General features: G+C 39.7%; 17 protein-coding genes and 1 tRNA gene. 1 reads left to right on the top strand and 17 read right to left on the bottom strand.

Translation table 11 applies throughout. The features are described 5' to 3' along the window. Positions 1–67: 67 nt before the first annotated feature. The 5 genes from htpG to GGG_RS0109105 form a co-directional block, all read right to left on the bottom strand. On the bottom strand, positions 68–2,011 hold the full coding sequence (gene htpG, locus GGG_RS0109125; protein WP_010114078.1) for a molecular chaperone HtpG: 1,944 nt from the start codon (positions 2,009–2,011) through the stop codon (positions 68–70). Positions 2,012–2,182: 171 nt separating this feature from the next. Next, positions 2,183–2,524 carry a lysozyme inhibitor LprI family protein gene (locus GGG_RS0109120; protein ID WP_029574520.1) on the bottom strand — a complete coding sequence of 114 codons (342 nt, stop codon included), beginning with the start codon at positions 2,522–2,524 and terminating at the stop codon, positions 2,183–2,185. A 214-nt stretch (positions 2,525–2,738) separates the two neighbouring features. Next, entirely contained in the window at positions 2,739–3,341 is a 603-nt protein-coding gene (locus tag GGG_RS0109115) for an OmpW family protein (RefSeq protein ID WP_029574519.1), read from the bottom strand. 475 nt (positions 3,342–3,816) lie between these two features. Beyond that, the gene (locus GGG_RS0109110; protein ID WP_029574518.1) at positions 3,817–5,193 is read right to left on the bottom strand and encodes a Na+/H+ antiporter family protein; all 1,377 of its coding nucleotides are present in this window, start codon (positions 5,191–5,193) and stop codon (positions 3,817–3,819) included. 127 nt (positions 5,194–5,320) lie between these two features. Then, positions 5,321–6,190, bottom strand: coding sequence for an alpha/beta fold hydrolase (locus GGG_RS0109105; protein ID WP_010114072.1), 870 nt, complete (start codon positions 6,188–6,190; stop codon positions 5,321–5,323). A gap of 120 nt (positions 6,191–6,310) precedes the next feature. Between GGG_RS0109105 and GGG_RS0109100 the strand changes: the two genes are divergently transcribed. Continuing rightward, on the top strand, positions 6,311–6,799 hold the full coding sequence (locus tag GGG_RS0109100) for a PaaI family thioesterase (protein ID WP_010114071.1): 489 nt from the start codon (positions 6,311–6,313) through the stop codon (positions 6,797–6,799). A 107-nt stretch (positions 6,800–6,906) separates the two neighbouring features. Here GGG_RS0109100 and GGG_RS0109095 read toward each other — a convergent pair whose 3' ends face one another. The 12 genes from GGG_RS0109095 to GGG_RS0109040 form a co-directional block, all read right to left on the bottom strand. After that, a complete protein-coding gene (locus GGG_RS0109095) occupies positions 6,907–7,263 on the bottom strand; it encodes a hypothetical protein (RefSeq protein ID WP_010114070.1) in 357 nt (118 codons plus the stop codon). A 251-nt stretch (positions 7,264–7,514) separates the two neighbouring features. Further along, positions 7,515–8,066 (bottom strand): hypothetical protein, encoded by a 552-nt coding sequence (locus GGG_RS0109090; RefSeq protein ID WP_010114069.1) that lies wholly within the window; start codon positions 8,064–8,066, stop codon positions 7,515–7,517. Positions 8,067–8,145: 79 nt separating this feature from the next. Next, on the bottom strand, positions 8,146–12,339 hold the full coding sequence (rpoC, locus tag GGG_RS0109085; RefSeq protein WP_010114068.1) for a DNA-directed RNA polymerase subunit beta': 4,194 nt from the start codon (positions 12,337–12,339) through the stop codon (positions 8,146–8,148). Positions 12,340–12,497: 158 nt separating this feature from the next. Then, positions 12,498–16,586 carry a DNA-directed RNA polymerase subunit beta gene (gene rpoB / locus GGG_RS0109080; RefSeq protein WP_010114066.1) on the bottom strand — a complete coding sequence of 1,363 codons (4,089 nt, stop codon included), beginning with the start codon at positions 16,584–16,586 and terminating at the stop codon, positions 12,498–12,500. A 304-nt stretch (positions 16,587–16,890) separates the two neighbouring features. Further along, positions 16,891–17,256, bottom strand: coding sequence for a 50S ribosomal protein L7/L12 (rplL, locus tag GGG_RS0109075; protein WP_010114065.1), 366 nt, complete (start codon positions 17,254–17,256; stop codon positions 16,891–16,893). Between the two features lie 48 nt (positions 17,257–17,304). Next, positions 17,305–17,811: a 50S ribosomal protein L10 gene (gene rplJ / locus GGG_RS0109070; protein ID WP_010114063.1), complete on the bottom strand. Its 507-nt coding sequence runs from the start codon at positions 17,809–17,811 to the stop codon at positions 17,305–17,307. Between the two features lie 325 nt (positions 17,812–18,136). Continuing rightward, entirely contained in the window at positions 18,137–18,832 is a 696-nt protein-coding gene (gene rplA, locus GGG_RS0109065; protein ID WP_004718482.1) for a 50S ribosomal protein L1, read from the bottom strand. Between the two features lie 3 nt (positions 18,833–18,835). Next, positions 18,836–19,264 (bottom strand): 50S ribosomal protein L11, encoded by a 429-nt coding sequence (gene rplK / locus GGG_RS0109060; protein WP_010114061.1) that lies wholly within the window; start codon positions 19,262–19,264, stop codon positions 18,836–18,838. 117 nt (positions 19,265–19,381) lie between these two features. Continuing rightward, entirely contained in the window at positions 19,382–19,915 is a 534-nt protein-coding gene (nusG, locus tag GGG_RS0109055) for a transcription termination/antitermination protein NusG (RefSeq protein WP_010114059.1), read from the bottom strand. Positions 19,916–19,922: 7 nt separating this feature from the next. After that, positions 19,923–20,363, bottom strand: coding sequence for a preprotein translocase subunit SecE (secE, locus tag GGG_RS0109050; RefSeq protein WP_010114057.1), 441 nt, complete (start codon positions 20,361–20,363; stop codon positions 19,923–19,925). A gap of 75 nt (positions 20,364–20,438) precedes the next feature. Next, positions 20,439–20,514, bottom strand: a tRNA-Trp gene (locus tag GGG_RS0109045). Positions 20,515–20,565: 51 nt separating this feature from the next. Beyond that, a partial coding sequence (locus GGG_RS0109040; RefSeq protein ID WP_029574517.1) for an elongation factor Tu occupies positions 20,566–21,367 on the bottom strand: 802 nt, incomplete at its 5' end.

Below are 21,367 nucleotides of genomic sequence, written 5' to 3'. Positions count from 1 at the left end.
TCACTAAATTACTCTTAGCTGATCAGCATTAACCTTGAAGATAGGCTTTTTAACAATAACAACTTACTTAAGCTTTAAGCAATAAGTTGTTAATGCGTTTTACATATTCAGCAGGATCATCAGGTAAACCACCTTCGGCAATCACCGCTTGATCAAAAATCACATTGGCCAAGTCATCGAATTGCGCTGAACCTTCAAGTTTTTTCACCAAAGGATGCTCAGGGTTAATCTCTAAGATCGGTTTAGACTCAGGAACAGCTTGACCTGCCTGTTTCAACATACGAATCAATTGCGGCGACAAATCACCGTCACTTGTTACTAAACATGCAGGTGAATCTACCAAACGTGTGGTTACACGGACTTCTTTAGTCTTCGCTTTCAATGAATCAGAAAGTTTATCAACCACAGGCTTAAATTGTTCAGCCGCAGCTTCTAAAGCTTTCTTCTCTTCCGCATCTTGCAAATCACCGAGATCAACAGCACCTTTGGCAACGTTTTGCATTGGTGTGCCATCAAACTCATTCACAAACTCCATTGCCCATTCGTCAACACGATCAGCCATGAGTAAGACTTCAATGCCTTTCTTACGGAACAATTCAAGTTGTGGTGAATTTTTTGCAGCAGTTAAACTATCCGCAGTCACATAATAGATGGCTTTCTGCCCTTCTTTCATGCGTGCTTTATAGGCTTCAAGTGAGGTCGAAACTTCATCATTGGTTGATGTAGAAAAACGTAATAATTTCAGAATACGTTCACGATTTCCAAAATCCTCACCCAAACCTTCTTTAATCACTGAACCAAATTCAGCATAGAACGTTTTGAATTTTTCTTGATCTGCTTCGTCTTCAGATTTCGCCAAACTATCTAAAGTTGTTAAGACACGGCGAGTATTCCCCTCACGAATCGTTTTTACATCACGGCTTTCTTGTAATAACTCACGGCTTACGTTTAATGGAAGGTCTGCACTATCCACGATCCCTTGTACAAAACGAAGATAATTTGGAATCAGATTGTCTGCATCATCCATAATAAATACACGTTTTACATAAAGCTTAATACCTGCTTTCGCTTCACGTGTAAAAATATTACTCGGTGCTTTGCTTGGAATATAAAGCAATTGCGTATATTCAGTGCTACCTTCAACGCGGTTATGTGCCCATGCCAATGGTGCATCAAAATCGTGGGTTAAATTCTTATAGAACTCAACATATTGCTCTTCAGTAATTTCACTCTTATTGCGTGTCCACAATGCGCTTGCAGAGTTAATTGCTTCCCATTCATCAGTTTTGACATATTGACCTCCATTTGAAGCATTGCTTTCTTCACCTTCAACAACTTCATCTTCTTGCCAAACTTCTTTTTGCATTTCAATCGGCAGGCTGATGTGATCAGAATATTTATTGATGATCTGTTTAACTTTATAGCTGTCCAAATATGCTAAAGCATCATCACGTAAATGCAGAATAATATCTGTTCCACGTGAATCCTTACTGATTTGTTCTACTTCAAAATCACCAGTTCCACCACTGATCCAACGTACACCTTCGCTTGCATCTAAACCTGCACGACGTGATTCAACGGTAATTTTATCCGCAACAATAAACCCTGAATAAAAACCAACACCAAACTGACCAATCAACTGCGCATCAGACTTCTGGTCACCTGACAATTTAGACATAAAGTCTTTGGTACCAGACTTGGCAATTGTACCTAAATTTTCAATCGCTTCTTGTTGGCTTAAACCAATACCATTATCAGAAATGGTGATTGTTTTTGCATCTTTATCGAGGCTAACACGGACATGAAGATTTGGATCATTTTCATAATAATCAGGATGGTTAATCCCTTCAAAACGCAATTTATCACATGCATCAGAAGCATTAGAGATCAATTCACGTAGAAAAATTTCAGGGTTTGAATAGAGAGAATGCGTCACTAAATGTAAAAGTTGGGCTACTTCAGCTTGGAAACTATGCTTGTGTGAACCTTGTTGTGCGCTTTGTTCGCTCATAAATCACTCCGTTAAATTCATATCAATTTTGTTATTAAAATCCTTCCATTTCGGTTTGCTTTTCTTAACCCGATAAAAAATAAAAGTGTTCGAAATACCGATGAAAGAATTTTTGAATGCTTTAGAAATGGAGTGAGTTCACGATATTTCAATAGGAAATCTTAATTTTTTTTAAAATGGCCCTTGTTGATAGACACGATTCATATAAATATCCAGCTTTTGCTGACGCATTTTATAGACATCAGCCAAACAACTGACATTATCTTGACACTGATCTCGTAGCTGTAACCATTTGACTTGTTGATCTTGAATGACGCCCCGAGTACCCATCGGTACAAGTTTGCGAATAATAATATAGGTGGTTGCCATTTTGACATCGGCATCATTTAAATTTCTATGTTCACATACTGCATGCTCCGTCTTGGTTTGTGCTTTATCACAATTAAAACTTGCCGCATGAGTGGTTGAAGTCATACAGATGAATATACTAAAAATATAAAGATAGATTTTCATAAGAATTTTAAATTATTAAAATGTAGCGATTAGATTAGTTGGATTTGATAATGACTTATATAGTCAAAAGTAACTATTTTGTTCTTTTTATTTGTCTTTTATTTAACCATTTCCAAATCAAATTTTGATCAGTTTATCCAATATTTTAACTTCATTTATTTTCAAACTGAATATAAAAACTCGACAGCATTGTCGAGTTTTTACTTTCTAAAACTTAGAATTTATAACTATAGCCAATGGTATAAATCATTGGATCGATATCTAAATCAAATGTTGTTACACCTTTAACTTCAACCTCTGGGCTGAGTTGAGCATAACGTGCATCAAAGAATACGCCCCAGTTTTTAGCATCCGCAGGTTGGTAGTTAAAACCAATTTGACCTGCAAAACCAAAGTCTTCTTTCACTTTTACTTTAGTACCTTCAAGACCACCTGAAGTTTCTTCATCCCATGCAATAAATGCAGTTCCACCTACACCAATATATGGCGTAAAACCTGTCGAATTTTTAAAGTTATATTTAAACGTGACTGTTGGCGGTAAATGTTTAAGTTTAACTGCCTTTTCACCATCCAATAACACATCATGGCTAATTGGTGTTGCCAAAAGAACTTCAGCGGAAAAAGGTGTTTGACCAAAAATATATTCTACAGATGGTGTAAATGCATATTCATTATCTGCTTTAACGACTGCTGCACCATTGAGTATTGCTGTGTCTTCCGTTGGCGCAATTGCTGAAGCACCAACTTTAACTTGCCACTGTGCAAACGATGTAGATGAAATCCCCATTAATGTAATAAGTATTGCTTTCTTAAACATTATAAAACCTCTGCGTTGTTATTAATTGCATTAAACACATTCATTTTAAATATTGCAATACTCATTTATTTTAAAATTTTAAACTTATTTTTAAATACATGTATTTTATAGGTATTTAATTAATCTAACTAATTTACTAGGTTTTAAATACCAACCAAATTAATATGCTTTATTTTAAATACATCAAATCAATGTATTTTAGTATGGTTTAGATATTATTATTAAAATCTAATTAAATGTATTTAAAATATACTTTTTAATATTTACAATAATATTCTCATTTTAAATAAAATAATGATTCAATATTTTATAAATTTAATCGATTTCTATAGAACTAAAATTCAATATATTATTTTTTTCAATAAAAAACTGCTTTGATCGTGGTTTAAAACCACCACCCTAAACTTCACATATCGAGAATATTTAAGGCTTGATCAAAGCAGTTCTGGAGTGCAGCTATTTAACTATGGATGGCTTAAAGCACCATTGCTGCAATCCATCCAAAAATCAATAAAGGAATATTAAAATGGATAAAGGTTGGAACAACACTATCTTTCATATGATCATGTTGCCCATCCATATTCAAACCTGACGTTGGGCCTAAGGTTGAATCCGAAGCAGGTGAACCAGCATCTCCCAACGCAGCAGCCGTACCAATAATGGCAATGGTTGCCATTGGACTAAATCCAAATTGGATGCAAAGCGGTACATAAATAATCGCTAAGATCGGTACTGTCGAGAACGAAGAGCCAATCCCTAAAGTAATCAGTAAACCAATCAATAACATTAAGAATGCTGCCAATGCCTTACTGTTGCCAATCCAATCCACAGATGCCGTAACCAATGCAGGAACTTGATTCGTTGCCTCAATCACTGCGGCAAAGCCTTGTGCAGCAATCATAATGAAGCCAACCAATGCCATCATGCGCATGCCTGTAATAATGACATCATCGGCTTCTTTCCATTTGAAAATGCCAGCACAACTCAAAATTGCAACACCGACCAATCCTGCAAGAATCATCGAATCTGAATACAATTGAACAGACAATGTCGCTACAACGGCAAAAGCCGCCATAAATATCGTAAATTTGGCAATTTGAGGTACAGCATTATCATCAGCACTATCTGTAGTCATTTCACCCGTAATACTGTGTACTTTCACTTCAACTGGTACATTGTTGTAATGACGTGGTTTACGATAACTAATAAATAAGGCAATCAGTAAACCTACGAACATACCAGACACAGGAATCAGCATCGCATGTGGAATTTGTTCATTACTCACTGCAAAGCCATACGGCTTACCAAAGGTATTGATGTTCTGTGCCAAAATATCGTTGAGGAAAATTGCACCAAAACCAACTGGAATCAGCATGTAAGTTGCACATAAACCAAAGGTCAATAAACATGCCACAGCACGTCGATCAAGGTTCAAGTGGTTAAATACACCCAATAAAGGCGGAATTAACACAGGAATAAAGGCGATATGTACAGGAATTAAGTTTTGTGAAGAAATGGCAGCTAAAGCAATCGTGACGAAAATAATATATTTCACTTTATTTTGCGATTTACGATCACTGTCTGCTTTTAAAGTACGAATCAGTTTATAAGCCAATAAATCTGGCAAACCTGAACGTGCTAAAGCCAAAGCAAAAGCACCTAATACACCATAGGCTAAAGCAATTTTCGCACCGCCACCTAAACCATTATTAAATGCTTCTAAAGTCCCTTGCAGACCTAAACCAGCCAATAATCCACCTGTCACAGCACCAATAATAAGCGCAAAAACAACAGGTACACGGGCTAAAGAAAGTCCGAACATGACCACGATAGCAGCGATAATTGCAATCATAAGAAAATGTTTTGTGAAAAAAGGAGGCATTTTATCAGAGATTAATCTTTAAATTTACTCCTTTAATCCCATTCCCAAAGAATAAAAACTGTCGAAATGACAGTTTTTATGGATATTCTCATATCATTTATTGTGATTTTTGAGCGAACACTTTGATATATTGCGCAATTTCTTGTGGTCGACTCAATATCGCCCAATGGTTTGCATCGACTTCTACCCGTTCAAAATTAGCCACCCACTTCGGCATTTCATCAATCAGTTCTGGACTTACGAATTTATCTTGTTTTAAAACCACTGCTTGCACAGGACAAACCGCATGGCGTTGACGTGGCATGGTCAAACGAGGACCGAAGTTTGCTCGATACAAACCAATGCCATGTTCACCATCTTTTGCAATATTTTGATTGAGCGGTAAGCCTTTGGTTTTCTCAAGTTGATTTAAGACTTTACCCCAGCGTTGTGGACTAAAAAAATGCCAAACCGTCGGTGCAAGAATGGGGAGCTGAAAAGCAACAATGTACCAAGATTTAAATAGCTGTTTAAAAAACTTGGGTTTTTCATGCATAAACTGATCACGCATCCAAAATGCTGCATGGTCTAAACATGGTCCTGAAATAGTGGTATACGACAAAATACGTTGTTTAAATTTACCTTCAGTGACTGATTCCCACGATTGAATTGATCCCCAATCATGTGCAGCTAAATGAAAAGAACGATGAGGTAAAAGTTCATTCACCACACATTCCAAATCTAAAGAGAGTCTAGGTAAAGCATAATCACGGATACGCTTAGGTACAGAAGATTGCCCTGCGCCTCGAACATCGTAAGTTATAATATAAAAGTCATGGATGAGCTGCTCAATAACCGGCTCCCATACTTCTTGATTATCTGGATATCCATGGACCAATACTAATGCTGGGTTTTCAGCATTCCCCCATGTTTTTGCACAGAGTTTTTGATTATCTTGTGTGGAAATCCAAGTCATCTGTGTTTGCATTGAGTCACCTTTTATTGTTTTGACCATTGACTATGATTTAATTGTTCAGGGCATTTAGATCAATGCCACTTTCCATTCTGTTGTTTATTATGGTTGAAAAGTAAATAACTAGAATTGACCATGAATACACTAATCAAAAAACTACAGACAATTCCTTTTGTGTCGAAATTTATGTTGAATCACTATTCTCCATATAAAGGCGCAGGTATTGAAATCGATAAGATTGATTTAAAAAATTATCATATCCGAGTCAAAATGCCATTAACGCATAAAAACCAAAATATTGTCGGTGTGCATTTTGGTGGAAGTTTATATTCAATGGTTGACCCATTTTATATGCTCATTTTGATGCATCATCTTGGACCTAAATATGTAGTTTGGGATAAAGCTGCAACGATTAACTTTCTTTCACCGGGTCGTAGTACGGTTTATGCGGATATTCGCTTAGATTTTGCGGAAATAGAGCAGATTAAAAAAGCGACTGCAGATTTTCAGCCAGTTTATCGTAACTATACTTTAAATATTTTTGATGATTCTGGACTGCGAATCGCAGAAGTACAAAAAACACTGTATATCAGACGTAAAAATCCACAGCCTCTAAGAAGATAAGTGCATACCCCCTATGATTCAATGCTTATCTAATACATCTAATCAGCAAAAAAATAAGCGCAAATTTGCGCTTATTTTTATTTGACAGATCATTAATCTCAATCAAATTATTTTTTACCTTCAATGGCAGCACCTGTACCACCACCGATTGCACCACCAATTGCAGCGCCAGTATCACCACCAATTAATTCTTTACCAATCACTGAACCAATCCCTGCACCTACACCACTATAAGTTGCATTGCGATTAGAACCATTGCTGGTTTTACTTCCGACCGCTGCACCACCACCTGCACCAACAGCAGCACCAACACCACCACCTACGTGATTACCTGCTGCACCACCTACTGCACCACCGATAGCAGCACTACCAATTCGCTTATCATTGGCAGACATGTTTTCACATCCCGTTAACATCACAATTGGCAAAGCTGCACATATTGCGACCATTACTGTCTTTTTCATGTCTTTGATCCTTTTCTACTCGAACGAAGTATATTGCTTTGCAACAATATTTACTCATTTTATGAAAACATTGATTTATGGAATAAATCGTAATTTCATGCTGTGATTTGTAACTTAGTATTATCAAGTATCAGCCAGATTAATAAAATAATATTCATGTTAATGCTCTGTAGTGACTTCGTCACTCAAATGTATATTTTAGTTTTAATAGCATGATATAAAATAAAATTTATAAGCCTAAATCATTAATTTTATTTACATTTTTCTTTGATAAAATTATAACTCGCATAGACAACCATAAAAATTACTAGCTGGCTAAATATCAGGAATAACATAAAAAATAGTTCACCAAAAATAATACCAAGTTTATATTGATAGAGCGTTTGAAATAAATAGCCGTTTCGCCCCAAAGCCACAGTCATATCTTGTTTAGAGAAATGCCATCGCATCATCGAGAAACTAAAAACAGTAAAACCAATGATTAATCCTATCATCATCAATGCATCCCAAATTCTAAATTGAGATGGTTTGGGAATTTCTGAACGCTTATCCGCTAAAAGCATCCAAAAGATAAATACAGCCCACAAGCTACTGAGTAGTGAAAAATAAGCGGTAACAAACACCGTATAAAGTGCCAATTCTCCAAACATTCCTGTTTGAATATGTAGCTTTAGGGTGATGAACTCGAATAGCGTATTTTGCCACGCCGTTGTCGGTTGTTGAGGTAAAAACATCATCATGCAGACAGGAAGTAAGGTTACTGCCAGTAAAACGTTTGTTGCATATCTAATTTTAATTGCCATTTTTACTATTGATGACTTGAGTTTATTCAGTATACAAAAAAGACGCCCTAAGGCGTCTTTTTTAGATCAAATTTTAAACTTAGAAAGAATCTTCGTTTAAAGCTTGAGAGAAAGCTTGGTCAACTTCAGAGAAGTCATTTACAAGTTCGTGTTCAGCAGCTTCAGCTTCTTGACGACGACGTTCTAAATGGTATGCAAGACCCGTACCCGCTGGGATCAAGCGACCCACAACAACGTTTTCTTTCAAGCCACGTAAATCATCTTCTTTACCTGTTACAGCCGCTTCAGTTAACACACGTGTTGTTTCCTGGAACGATGCAGCAGAGATGAACGAGTCAGTAGAAAGCGATGCTTTGGTAATACCCATCAATTGGCGTTCAAACTTCGCAGGGAACTTGTTCTGTGCAAGAACAGCTTGGTTCTCGCCCACAACACGGATGTAATCCACTTGTTCGCCTTTGATGAAGCTTGTATCACCGCCATCAGTGATATCAACTTTACGCAACATTTGACGTACGATGACTTCAATGTGCTTATCGTTGATTTTTACACCTTGTAAGCGGTAAACGTCTTGAACTTCGTTCACGATGTAGTTTGTAAGTGCAACTTCACCTTTCAAACGCAAGATGTCATGTGGATTCTGCGGACCGTCAGAAACAGTTTCACCACGGTTTACATGTTCGCCTTCAAACACGTTCATGGTACGCCATTTCGGAATTAACTCTTCATAAATTTCAGAGCCATCATCCGGAGTAATCACAAGACGGTTCTTACCTTTAGTCTCTTTACCGAAGCTTACAACACCTGAAATTTCAGCAAGAATTGCATGTTCTTTCGGCTTACGTGCTTCAAACAAGTCAGCTACACGCGGTAGACCACCGGTAATATCACGAGTACGTGAAGTTTCTTGTGGTACACGACCAATAACGTCACCCACACCAATTGTTTCGCCATCACGGACAGTAACAATTGTGTTTTGTGGCAAGAAGTAGAACTGTTCGCCGCCATCGGTTGTATCCAACACGATTGCAGGACGCATATCTTTACCAGAAGCAGGACGTGCTGTTACAGGCAAGATTTCAACAGTAGTCATACCTGTTGCATCATCAGTCTTCGATGTTGCAGTTACGCCATCAGCGATTTGGCTGAAACGTGCTTTACCAGCAACTTCTGTTACCAATGGATGTGTATGTGGATCCCAAGTCGCCACGATACCGCCAGCTTCTACAGATTCACCATCTTTCAACAAGATGCTTGCACCGTAAGGCAGTTTATAACGCTCACGCTCACGACCTAAATCATCCGCAATACCGATTTCACCTGAACGTGAAACAGATACCAAGTGACCTTTAGCATGTTGTACAGTTTTCACATTGTGGAAACGTACAGTACCTTTATTACGTACTTGAACACTGTTTGCAGCAGATGTTCTGCTCGCAGCACCACCCACGTGGAATGTACGCATGGTTAACTGTGTACCAGGTTCACCAATTGATTGTGCAGCCATTACACCTACAGATTCACCTGGGTTCACCAAGTGACCACGTGCAAGGTCACGACCATAACATTTCGCACATACGCCGAAAGTAGAAGCACAGTTTACAACTGAACGTACTTTGATTTCGTCAACCCCTGCATTTTCAATAAACGCAGCAAGTTTTTCATCAATTAAAGTATTACGTGGAAGAAGAACTTCATCCGTACCTACTTTCTTCACATCTTCAGCAACAACACGACCAAGTACACGTGCACCAAGGTTTTCGATTACATCACCACCTTGAATGAACGGAGTCATTACAAGACCTTCGTAAGTACCACAATCTGGCTCAGTAATCACCAAATCTTGTGCTACGTCTACTAAACGACGTGTTAAATAACCTGAGTTCGCTGTTTTCAATGCAGTATCGGCCAAACCTTTACGTGCACCATGTGTTGAAATGAAGTACTGAAGTACTGTCAAACCTTCACGGAAGTTTGCTTTAATTGGTGTTTCAATGATCGAACCATCTGGTTTCGCCATCAAACCACGCATACCTGCAAGCTGACGAATCTGAGCTGCCGAACCACGGGCACCAGAGTCAGACATCATGTAGATACTGTTAAATGATTTTTGCTTCTCGTCTTCACCCTGTTTGTTTTTAACAGTTGTAAATGACAAGTTATCCATCATCGCTTTCGCTACTTGGTCGTTAGTACGTGCCCAAATATCGACAACTTTGTTATAACGTTCACCAGCAGTTACGAAACCTTGCTCAAATTGTTGTTCAATTTCACGAACTTCAACTTCAGCTTTTTCAATAATTGCGTGCTTTTGTGGTGGAATCAACATGTCTTCCATACCCACAGAAACACCTGAACGTGTTGCTTGACGGAAGCCCAAGTACATCAATTGGTCAGCAAAGATAACAGTATCTTTAAGACCTAATTTACGGTAGCAAGAGTTAATCAATTTAGAGATGTTCTTTTTGGTCATCTCAAGGTTGATTTGTTGGAAATCCATACCTTCAGGAACAACTTCCCAAAGTAAGCAACGACCTGGTGTTGTATCTACAACAATCGTTTGCTGTTCACGGTTACCATTTTCATCAATTACAGTTTGATGTACACGCGCTTTAACACGAGCATGTAAATCAACTTGACCTGTAGCAAGTGCACGGTTTACTTCGTGAGTATCCGCAAACACCATGCCTTCACCTTTGGCATTGATCGCATCACGCGTGATGTAATACAAGCCCAAGACAACGTCCTGAGAAGGTACGATAATCGGTTCACCATTCGCAGGTGACAAAATGTTGTTGGTAGACATCATTAACGCACGAGCTTCTAATTGAGCTTCAAGTGTTAATGGAACGTGTACCGCCATTTGGTCACCATCGAAGTCGGCGTTAAACGCAGCACAAACGAGTGGATGTAAACGGATCGCTTTACCTTCAATGAGAATAGGTTCAAATGCTTGAAGACCTAAACGGTGAAGTGTTGGCGCACGGTTCAACATGACTGGATGTTGACGAATTACAGATGCAAGAACGTCCCAAACTTCTGGAGTTTCACGCTCAACCATTTTCTTCGCAGCTTTAATGGTTGTTGCTTGGCCAGATGCTTGTAGTTTAGCGAAAATGAATGGCTTGAATAACTCAAGTGCCATTTTCTTAGGCAAACCACATTGATGTAGACGTAATGTAGGACCTACAGTAATTACCGAACGACCAGAGTAGTCAACACGCTTACCAAGTAAGTTTTGACGGAAACGACCTTGTTTACCTTTGATCATGTCTGCCAAAGATTTAAGAGGACGTTTGTTCGAACCTGTAATTGCACGACCACGACGACCGTTGTCTAACAATGCATCTACAGACTCTTGTAACATACGTTTTTCGTTACGTACGATAATGTCTGGCGCTGCAAGGTCAAGAAGACGTTTTAAACGGTTGTTACGGTTAATCACACGACGATAAAGGTCGTTCAAGTCAGAAGTCGCAAAACGACCACCTTCAAGAGGAACCAACGGACGAAGATCAGGCGGAAGTACTGGAAGTACATTCATCACCATCCATTCAGGTTTGTTGTTCGACTCTTTGAACGCTTCCATCAACTTCAAACGTTTAGATGCTTTTTTAAGCTTTGTTTCTGAAGTTGTGTTTGGAATTTCTTCACGTAAACGAGAAATTTCAGCTTCAAGATCGATGTCTTTCAACAAGTCTTGAACAGCCTCAGCACCCATTTTCGCTGTGAATTCGTCGCCATGTTCTTCTAATGCAGTGAAGTATTCTTCATCATTCAGAAGTTGATACTTCTCCATTGGAGTCATACCAGGATCTGTAACAACGTATGATTCGAAATACAATACACGCTCGATATCACGTAAAGTCATATCAAGAAGCAAACCAATACGGCTTGGTAATGATTTCAAGAACCAAATATGTGCAACTGGAGAAGCAAGCTCAATGTGACCCATACGCTCACGACGAACTTTCGCAGTTGTTACTTCAACGCCACATTTTTCACAAATGACGCCTTTATATTTCATACGCTTATACTTACCGCATAAGCATTCATAATCTTTTACTGGACCAAAGATTTTGGCACAGAACAAACCATCACGTTCAGGCTTGAACGTACGATAGTTGATTGTCTCAGGCTTTTTAACTTCACCATGAGACCATGACTTAATCATTTCTGGTGACGCAAGACCAATACGGATGCGATCAAACTCTACAGGAGCATGACCGTCTGAGTCCGTCTTTTTGCGCATGATATCGAGCAAGTCTTTCAATTTTTTTCTCCGTGTGTCAGAGAGATTTTCACTCCCCGACTGGGTCACAAATATTGTTTTTTACTGAAATTTGGGAATCTCGAAAAATCCCCCTAAGTCTCCCTTTGTAAAGGGAGACTTTCTCCCCTCTTTCTCAAAGAGGGGTTGGGGGAGATTTCTTAGTCACCATTTTTCAGTTCAATGTTGATACCTAAAGAACGGATCTCTTTGGTCAATACGTTGAACGATTCAGGCATGCCCGGATCCATATAATGGTTACCATCTACAATGTTCTTATAGATGCGAGTACGACCTTCAACGTCATCCGACTTAACAGTAAGCATTTCTTGAAGTGTATAAGCAGCACCATAAGCTTCAAGTGCCCAAACTTCCATCTCACCGAAACGCTGACCACCGAATTGCGCTTTACCACCAAGCGGTTGTTGAGTTACTAATGAATAAGAACCAGTAGAACGTGCATGCATCTTGTCATCAACCAAGTGGTTCAATTTCAACATGTACATATAACCAACAGTTACTGGACGGTCGAAACGTTCACCTGTACGTCCATCATACAATACTGTCTGACCTGTACGTGAAATTCCACCAAGTTCAAGTAACTCTTTGATTTGTGACTCTTCTGCACCATCAAATACTGGCGTTGCTAAAGGAACACCTTGGCGAAGATTACCTGACAATACTAAAATTTCATCATCAGTTAAGCTGTCAAGATCTTCTTGCTCACCACCAACTTTGTTGTAAATCTTGTCTAAGAATTCACGAAGCTCAAGAACAGTACGCTGCTCTTTCAACATCTTGTCAATCTTATCACCAAGACCTTTCGCTGCCATACCCAAGTGAGTTTCAAGAATCTGACCCACGTTCATACGTGATGGTACACCCAGTGGGTTAAGTACAACATCAACAGGAACACCGTGGATATCATGTGGCATGTCTTCTACTGGTAAGATGTTAGATACAACACCTTTGTTACCATGACGACCCGCCATTTTATCACCCGGTTGGATGCGACGTTTTACAGCCAAGTAAACTTTAACAACTTTCAATACGCCAGTTGTCAGTTCATCACCTGTAGAAAGTTTACGTTTTTTCTCAGCAAACTTCTCATCGATCTCTTGGCTCTTCTCTTTCAAGAATACTTGAATTTGAGTTAAGCGCTCTGCAATACCTTCATCAGTAGGTTGCACTTCTAACAGGTCAACAAGTTCTAAATTCGACAATACGTCTTCAGTAAGCTTATCGCCACGTTTCGTTGTACCACCACCATTAGACTCTTGACCTTTCAACAAACGTACAATACGTTCACGAGCAGCTTCTTCGAAGATTTTAAATTCTTCTTTCAAGTCTTTACGGTATGCATCTAATTGAGCTTTTTCAATTGCTTGAGCACGTTCATCTTTTTCGATACCGTCACGTGTAAACACCTGAACATCGATAACCGTACCTTTAACGCCTGAAGAAACACGTAAAGAAGAATCTTTAACGTCAGCAGCTTTTTCACCAAAAATTGCACGAAGCAGTTTTTCTTCTGGTGTTAACTGAGTTTCACCTTTAGGCGTTACTTTACCTACAAGGATGTCACCAGCAGCAACTTCAGCACCGATATAAACAATACCTGACTCATCAAGTTTAGACAGCGCAGCTTCACCAACGTTAGGAATATCCGCAGTAATTTCTTCTGCACCTAACTTCGTATCACGAGCAACACACGACAATTCTTGAATGTGAATTGAAGTCAAACGGTCTTCTTGAAGTACACGCTCAGACAATAAGATCGAGTCTTCGTAGTTGTAACCGTTCCATGTCATGAACGCTACACGCATGTTTTGACCAAGCGCTAACTCACCGCCATCAGTTGATGGACCATCAGCAAGTACGTCACCACGACCAACTTTATCGCCTAACTTCACAAGCACTTTTTGGTTAATACACGTGTTTTGGTTAGAACGTGTGTATTTGATCAAGTTGTAGATATCTACACCTGCTTCACCCGCGATCATTTCGTCTTCATTGACACGAATAACCACACGAGAAGCATCAACAAACTCGATACGCCCACCACGTTCTGCAATCACACATACCCCAGAGTCATGTGCTACGTTTGCTTCCATACCAGTACCAACAAGTGGCTTGTCAGCAAGCAAGGTAGGAACAGCCTGACGTTGCATGTTTGAACCCATCAATGCACGGTTCGCATCATCGTGTTCAAGGAACGGAATAAGTGATGCTGCAACAGATACAACCTGTTGAGCAGATACATCCATATGCGTCACTTTTTCAGGAGGCATACGAACGAATTCACCTTGGTGACGTACAGAAACGAATTCTTCCGTTAAGTTACCCTCTTTATCTACGCCAGAATCGGCCTGTGCAATGACAGTACCTACTTCTTCAATTGCAGATAAATATTCCACATCTTCAGTTACACGACCGTCTACAACTCTACGGTAAGGTGTTTCTAAGAAACCGAAATTGTTTGCTTTTGCATATACAGAAAGCGAGTTGATCAAACCAATGTTTGGACCTTCAGGCGTTTCAATTGGACATACACGACCATAATGCGTTTGATGTACGTCACGTACTTCAAAGCCCGCACGTTCACGTGTCAAACCACCTGGACCAAGTGCAGATACACGACGTTTGTGTGTAATTTCTGACAATGGGTTGTTTTGATCCATGAACTGAGACAATTGGCTTGAACCAAAGAATTCTTTGATTGCAGCAGCAACTGGTTTCGCATTGATCAAATCTTGTGGAGACAAGTTATCTGTTTCAGCTTGGTTCAAACGCTCTTTAACTGCACGCTCAACACGAACTAAACCAACACGGAATTGGTTTTCAGTCATTTCACCAACTGAACGAACACGACGGTTACCCAAGTGATCGATATCGTCGACTTCGCCTTTACCGTTACGGATCTCTACAAGTGTTTTAAGTACATCAATGATGTCATCGTTAGAAAGAATACCTTCTACTTCACGAGACTTTTGATCTGTACCCACTTCGTAAGGACGACCCAAACGACGGTTAAACTTCATACGACCTACTGGCGATAAATCATAACGCTCTGTAGAGAAGAATAAGTTATTAAATAAATTTTCAGCAGCTTCTTTCGTCGGTGGCTCACCTGGACGCATTACTTTGTAGATTTCTACAAGCGCTTCTTCACGACCAGATGTTGTATCTGCACGTAAAGTATCTGCGATGAAAGAACCACGATCGATGTCATTGGTGAATAGGATGTTAAATTGTTTAACACCACCTTCAGCAATTTTCACCATGATTTCATGGCTAAGCACTGTATTCGCAGCAATTACTTCACCATCACGTAAAGTAATATCTTCTGCTGTAATACGCTCATATAAGTATTCATCAGGAACTGAAAGTTTAGTTAAACCAGCAGCTTCCATTTGACGTACATGACGTGCGTTAATACGTTTACCTTGTTCAACAATGTTCTTACCATCATTGTCAGCAATATCGAATTGTGCCATTTCACCACGAAGGCGTTCTGGTACTAAATCAATTTGATAGCTACCCATATCAAGATATACAGGTACTTTCTCATAGAACATATTTAGAATTTGTTCATTGCTATAGTTCAATGCACGTAATACAACAGTCGCAAGTAATTTACGACGACGGTCAATACGAACAAAGACTAAATCTTTAGCATCAAATTCAAAATCTAACCATGAACCACGGTAAGGAATAATACGTGCTGAATAAAGCACTTTACCGCTTGAGTGAGTCTTACCTTTATCATGGTCAAAGAATACGCCTGGAGAACGGTGTAATTGAGATACAATTACACGCTCAGTACCGTTAATAACAAACGTACCATTCTCAGTCATGAGTGGCATTTCACCCATGTACACTTCTTGCTCACGAACGTCTTTGATAGATTTCGTTTCACGATCTTTAATGATCAAACGAATTTTAACGCGCATTGGTGCCGCATAAGTCGAACCACGTAAAATACATTCACGTACGTCAAACTCAGGTTTACCAAGACTATACTCAACGAATTCTAAAGCAGCATTGCCAGAATAACTTTCAATTGGAAAAACTGAACGAAACGCGGCTTGCAGACCGATATCTTCGCGATTTTTTGGAGTTTTGCCGTCTTGCAAGAATGTTCTGTACGAGTCAACTTGAATCGCAAGCAGATACGGAGTATGCATGACTAGGGGCAATTTACCAAAATTCTTACGGATCCGTTTCTTTTCGGTATATGAGTATGCCATCTGGAGTCCTCGGAAAGTAAACTAAGTCCGCCTGCAGAACGAACTTAGAAGGAATTACGCAGGTCGATATGACCACCACTTTTATACAAATGCTGCAAATTTCAGTGGTACAAAACGCTTAACAATATTTTTAAATTTGAAAAATATTGGTAAGCGTTTGATTTCATTTATTTGTTTTAAAAATTGATGATTTTTATATCAATCAATCTAAAATCGAGCCGATTATTGTAACGCAAAAAGGCTGATGACCCAAGAGCCATCAGCCACTTTTTGGGGTCAAATTAAAATTTGCCCCCTAGCGAAATTACTTAACAGTAACTGTAGCACCAGTTTCTTCAAGTTTTTTCTTAAGTTCTTCAGCTTCTTCTTTAGAAACGCCTTCTTTAAGGTTAGAAGGAGCGCCTTCAACTAAATCTTTAGCTTCTTTCAAGCCAAGACCAGTTACTTCACGAACTGCTTTAATTACAGCAACTTTGTTCGCGCCAAAAGAAGTCAATTCAACATTGAATTCTGATTGCTCTTCAACAGCAGCAGCAGCTGGACCAGCAGCAACAGCTACAGCAGCAGCAGATACGTTGAATTTCTCTTCAAAAGCAGAAATAAGTTCAACAAGTTCAAGAACAGTTTTTTCAGCAACTGCGTTTAAGATTTCTTCGTTAGTTAAAGCCATGAGAATAACTCCAAATGGAAATTGAATGGTGTGTAAATAGATTTAAGCTTATGCAGCTTCTGACTCGTTTTTCTCTTTGAGCGCTGTAATAAGGCGACCCAATTTCGAAATAGGAGCTTGAAGAACATTGGCAAGCATAGTAAGTGCTTTTTCTTGGTTTGGAAGATTCGCAATAACGCTAACTTCAGCACCTTGATAAACTTTGCCGTCAAATGCAGCAGCTTTTAATTCAAATGCTTTGTTAGTTTTAGCAAATTCTTCAAACAAACGAGCAGCTGCGCCCATGTCATCTTCAGAAGTCGAGAAAGCCAAGATTGTTGGACCGACAAGGTTGTCATTCAAGATAGTAAATTGAGTATCTTGAAGAGCACGTTTAGCCAAAGTGTTACGCACAACACGTGTGTAAACACCAAGCTTACGAGCTTCAACACGAAGAGCAGTTAATTGCTCAACAGTTAAACCTTGATAGTCAGCAACAACGGCAGCAAACGCTGTAGAAGCAACTTCAGCAACTTCAGCAACGATCTGTTTTTTGCCTTCGATAAGAAGAGCCATTGTAAAACCTCCTAACGGTGATTTATGTACCCAAATAACAGGTACACTCCCAATTCGTAAGTCCATCATTGAACTTACACGCGGAGGATGAACAAATCACACCACCGCGTCTACTCAGGCTGATTGATTAAGAAGTAAGTCCGAAAACCCACCTCGCCTGAGGTCTTTGACGCTGATAAATTTACATCTATCAATTCAAAGTCCGCCTGCGCATCCCCTCTCCTACTAGAAGAGGGTTAGGGAGAGGTTTTACCCTCATCCCGACCTTCTCCCTGAGGGAGAAGGAGATTCACAGGACTTTAAAATTCTTTAATTAAGTCGAAACTTATTTAGAAACGTTTTGTACATCAACAACAAGACCAGGACCCATAGTTGAGCTCAAAGTGATCTTTTGGATGTAAATACCTTTAGAAGTAGCAGGTTTTGCTTTCTTAAGGTCAGCGATAAGCGCTTCAACGTTTGAACGAACAGCTTCAGCAGTAAAACCTACTTGACCAATCGCAGCATGGATGATACCTGCTTTGTCTACACGGTAACGTGCTTGACCCGCTTTTGCATTTTTAACTGCAGTTGCTACGTCAGGAGTTACAGTACCCACTTTAGGGTTTGGCATTAAGCCACGTGGACCAAGAATCGTACCTAACTTACCTACAACGCGCATTGCATCTGGAGCAGCAATAACAACGTCGAAGTCAAGATTACCTGCTTGAATGCTTTCAGCAAGATCATCAAAACCAACAATGTCAGCGCCTTCAGCTTTAGCAGCTTCAGCAGCAGCACCTTGAGCAAATACAGCTACACGTACAGTTTTACCAGTACCTGCAGGAAGTGTAGTTGCACCACGAACCACTTGGTCAGATTTACGAGGATCAACACCCAAGTTTACCGCAACATCCAAAGATTCTTTGAATTTTGCAGCAGGAAGGCTGCTAAGAACTTGTACTGCTTCTTCCAAAGTGTAAACTTTGTTTGCTTCAATAGCAGCAGCAATGGCTTTTTGACGTTTAGTTAATTTAGCCATGTCTTATAGCTCCACTTCCAAGCCCATAGAACGCGCAGAACCAGCGATGGTACGTACACGTGCGTCTAAATCAGCACCAGTTAAATCTGGTTCTTTAGTAGTCGCAATTTCTTCCAATTGAGCACGAGTCAACTTACCAACTTTAGTTTTGTTAGGTATAGCCGAACCCTTTTGGATACCAGCAGCTTTCTTAAGAAGAATAGATGCAGGTGGAGTTTTCATGATGAATGTGAACGACTTATCGTTGTACACAGTGATCACTACAGGAATTGGAAGACCTGGTTCAACTTTTTGTGTAGCAGCATTGAATTCTTTACAGAATGCCATGATGTTAACACCACGTTGACCTAGTGCAGGACCAATCGGTGGAGATGGATTCGCTTTACCAGCTGGAACTTGCAGCTTGATATAGCCGTCAATCTTCTTAGCCATTTCAAAATACCTCTGGGTACAAACGCCTTTTAGAGCTCCCCAAACTTCTAAGTAACGATACCGTTACAATAACAATGCCCGATCCATAACAAATCGGGCGCTTTAAAACCATTTAAATTAAATTGATTTTTCGACTTGACGAAATTCCAATTCAACTTGAGTTGGGCGATTAAACACATTAATCGTCAACGTTAAACGCGATTTTTCGTATTGAACTTCCTCAACCACACCTTTAAAGTCTGTGAATGGGCCATCAACAACAAGTAATTCTTCACCAGGTTCAAACATCGTCTTAGGACGAGGTGCTTCACCTTTATTGTGTACACGCGCAAGAATCGCATCAGCTTCTTTCTGCGTAATAGGTGCAGGTTTTTCTGCCGTACCACCGATGAAACCCAATACTTTTGGACATTCTTTAACAATGTGCCAAGTTTCATCATTCATTTCCATTTCGACTAAAACATAGCCTGGAAAGAATTTACGCTCTGATTTGCGTTTCTTACCATCCTTCATCTCTACCACCTCTTCGGTAGGAACAAGGACTTCACCAAAACTATCAGCAACAGCGCTACGCTGGATTCGATCATTAAGCGAACGCATCACTTGTTTTTCATAGCCTGAATAGGCATGAATAATGTACCAACGTTTCATAGCTCTCTTACCCGATAATAAACTTCATAAACCAACCAATAACGTAGTCAAAACACCACAGAATGATTGCAGCAACAATGATAACAAGCAGAACCTGCCATGAAGTAGTCACTGTTTCTTGTTTCGTTGGCCAAGTTACTCGACGTAATTCGATACGTGAGTCTTTAAGCAAACGAACAAAGCCTTTGCCTTGATGGGTGGCGTATAATAAACCTAAAGCCACTACGATACAAGCTATAATTACCCCAACACGCACCCAAATACCATTCGCTGGCGCCCAATATGCTGGAAGATATTGATTTGTCATTAAAGCACAGCCAAATAAAGCCAGTGCAATAATCCACAAAATAAAATCTAATGGAGAACTTGATTTCACCACTTCAGCAGAATTGTTTCTTTGGGGAATTGCCGCGTCGCTCATTGCGTCACGTGATTTATCATTCGACATTTTTGTACTCGTCGTAGGTTTCGCGACTTATTATATGACCAGTTTAGCCGACATCAAGTTTTTATTTCAAAAATATGGCAGGCCAGGAGGGACTCGAACCCCCAACATTCGGTTTTGGAGACCGACGCTCTACCAATTGAACTACTGACCTATAGACACAAACCGAGAGTCGAAACTCTCGGTTAGAATCATGCTTGAGTGATTATAGAGTTACTTTCGCAACAACACCAGCACCTACAGTACGACCACCTTCACGGATCGCAAAACGTAGACCTGGGTCCATTGCGATTGGGTGAATTAGTTCTACTGACATTTCAACGTTGTCACCTGGCATAACCATTTCAACGCCGTCTTGTAATTGGATTGCGCCAGTTACGTCAGTTGTACGGAAGTAGAACTGTGGACGGTAACCGTTAAGGAATGGAGTATGACGACCACCTTCTTCTTTAGAAAGTACATATACTTCCGCATCGAATTTAGTGTGTGGCTTGATTGTACCTGGTTTAGCAAGTACTTGACCACGTTGTACGTCTTCACGCTTAGTACCACGTAGAAGTACACCACAGTTCTCGCCTGCACGACCTTCGTCAAGCAATTTACGGAACATTTCTACGCCAGTTACAGTTGTTTTAACTGTATCTTTGATACCAACGATTTCAACTTCTTCGCCGACTTTAACGATACCAGACTCTACACGACCTGTTACCACTGTACCACGACCAGAAATAGAGAATACGTCTTCGATTGGCATCAAGAATGCTTTATCGATAGCACGTTCTGGTTCTGGAATGTAAGTATCAAGCGCTTCAACAAGTGCAAGAACTGCTGACTCGCCATATTGACCAGCATCACCATTAAGTGCAGCAAGTGCTGAACCACGGATGATAGGAGTGTCATCACCTGGGAAGTCATAAGTAGAAAGAAGTTCACGAACTTCCATTTCTACTAATTCAAGTAATTCTTCATCATCAACAAGGTCGCACTTGTTAAGGAATACAAGAATG

Source organism: Acinetobacter sp. P8-3-8 (assembly GCF_000214135.1).
Taxonomy (GTDB): Bacteria; Pseudomonadota; Gammaproteobacteria; order Pseudomonadales; family Moraxellaceae; genus Acinetobacter.
Note: the sequence above shows the minus strand (reverse complement) of the source record. Positions and strands in the feature narration are given on the sequence as shown.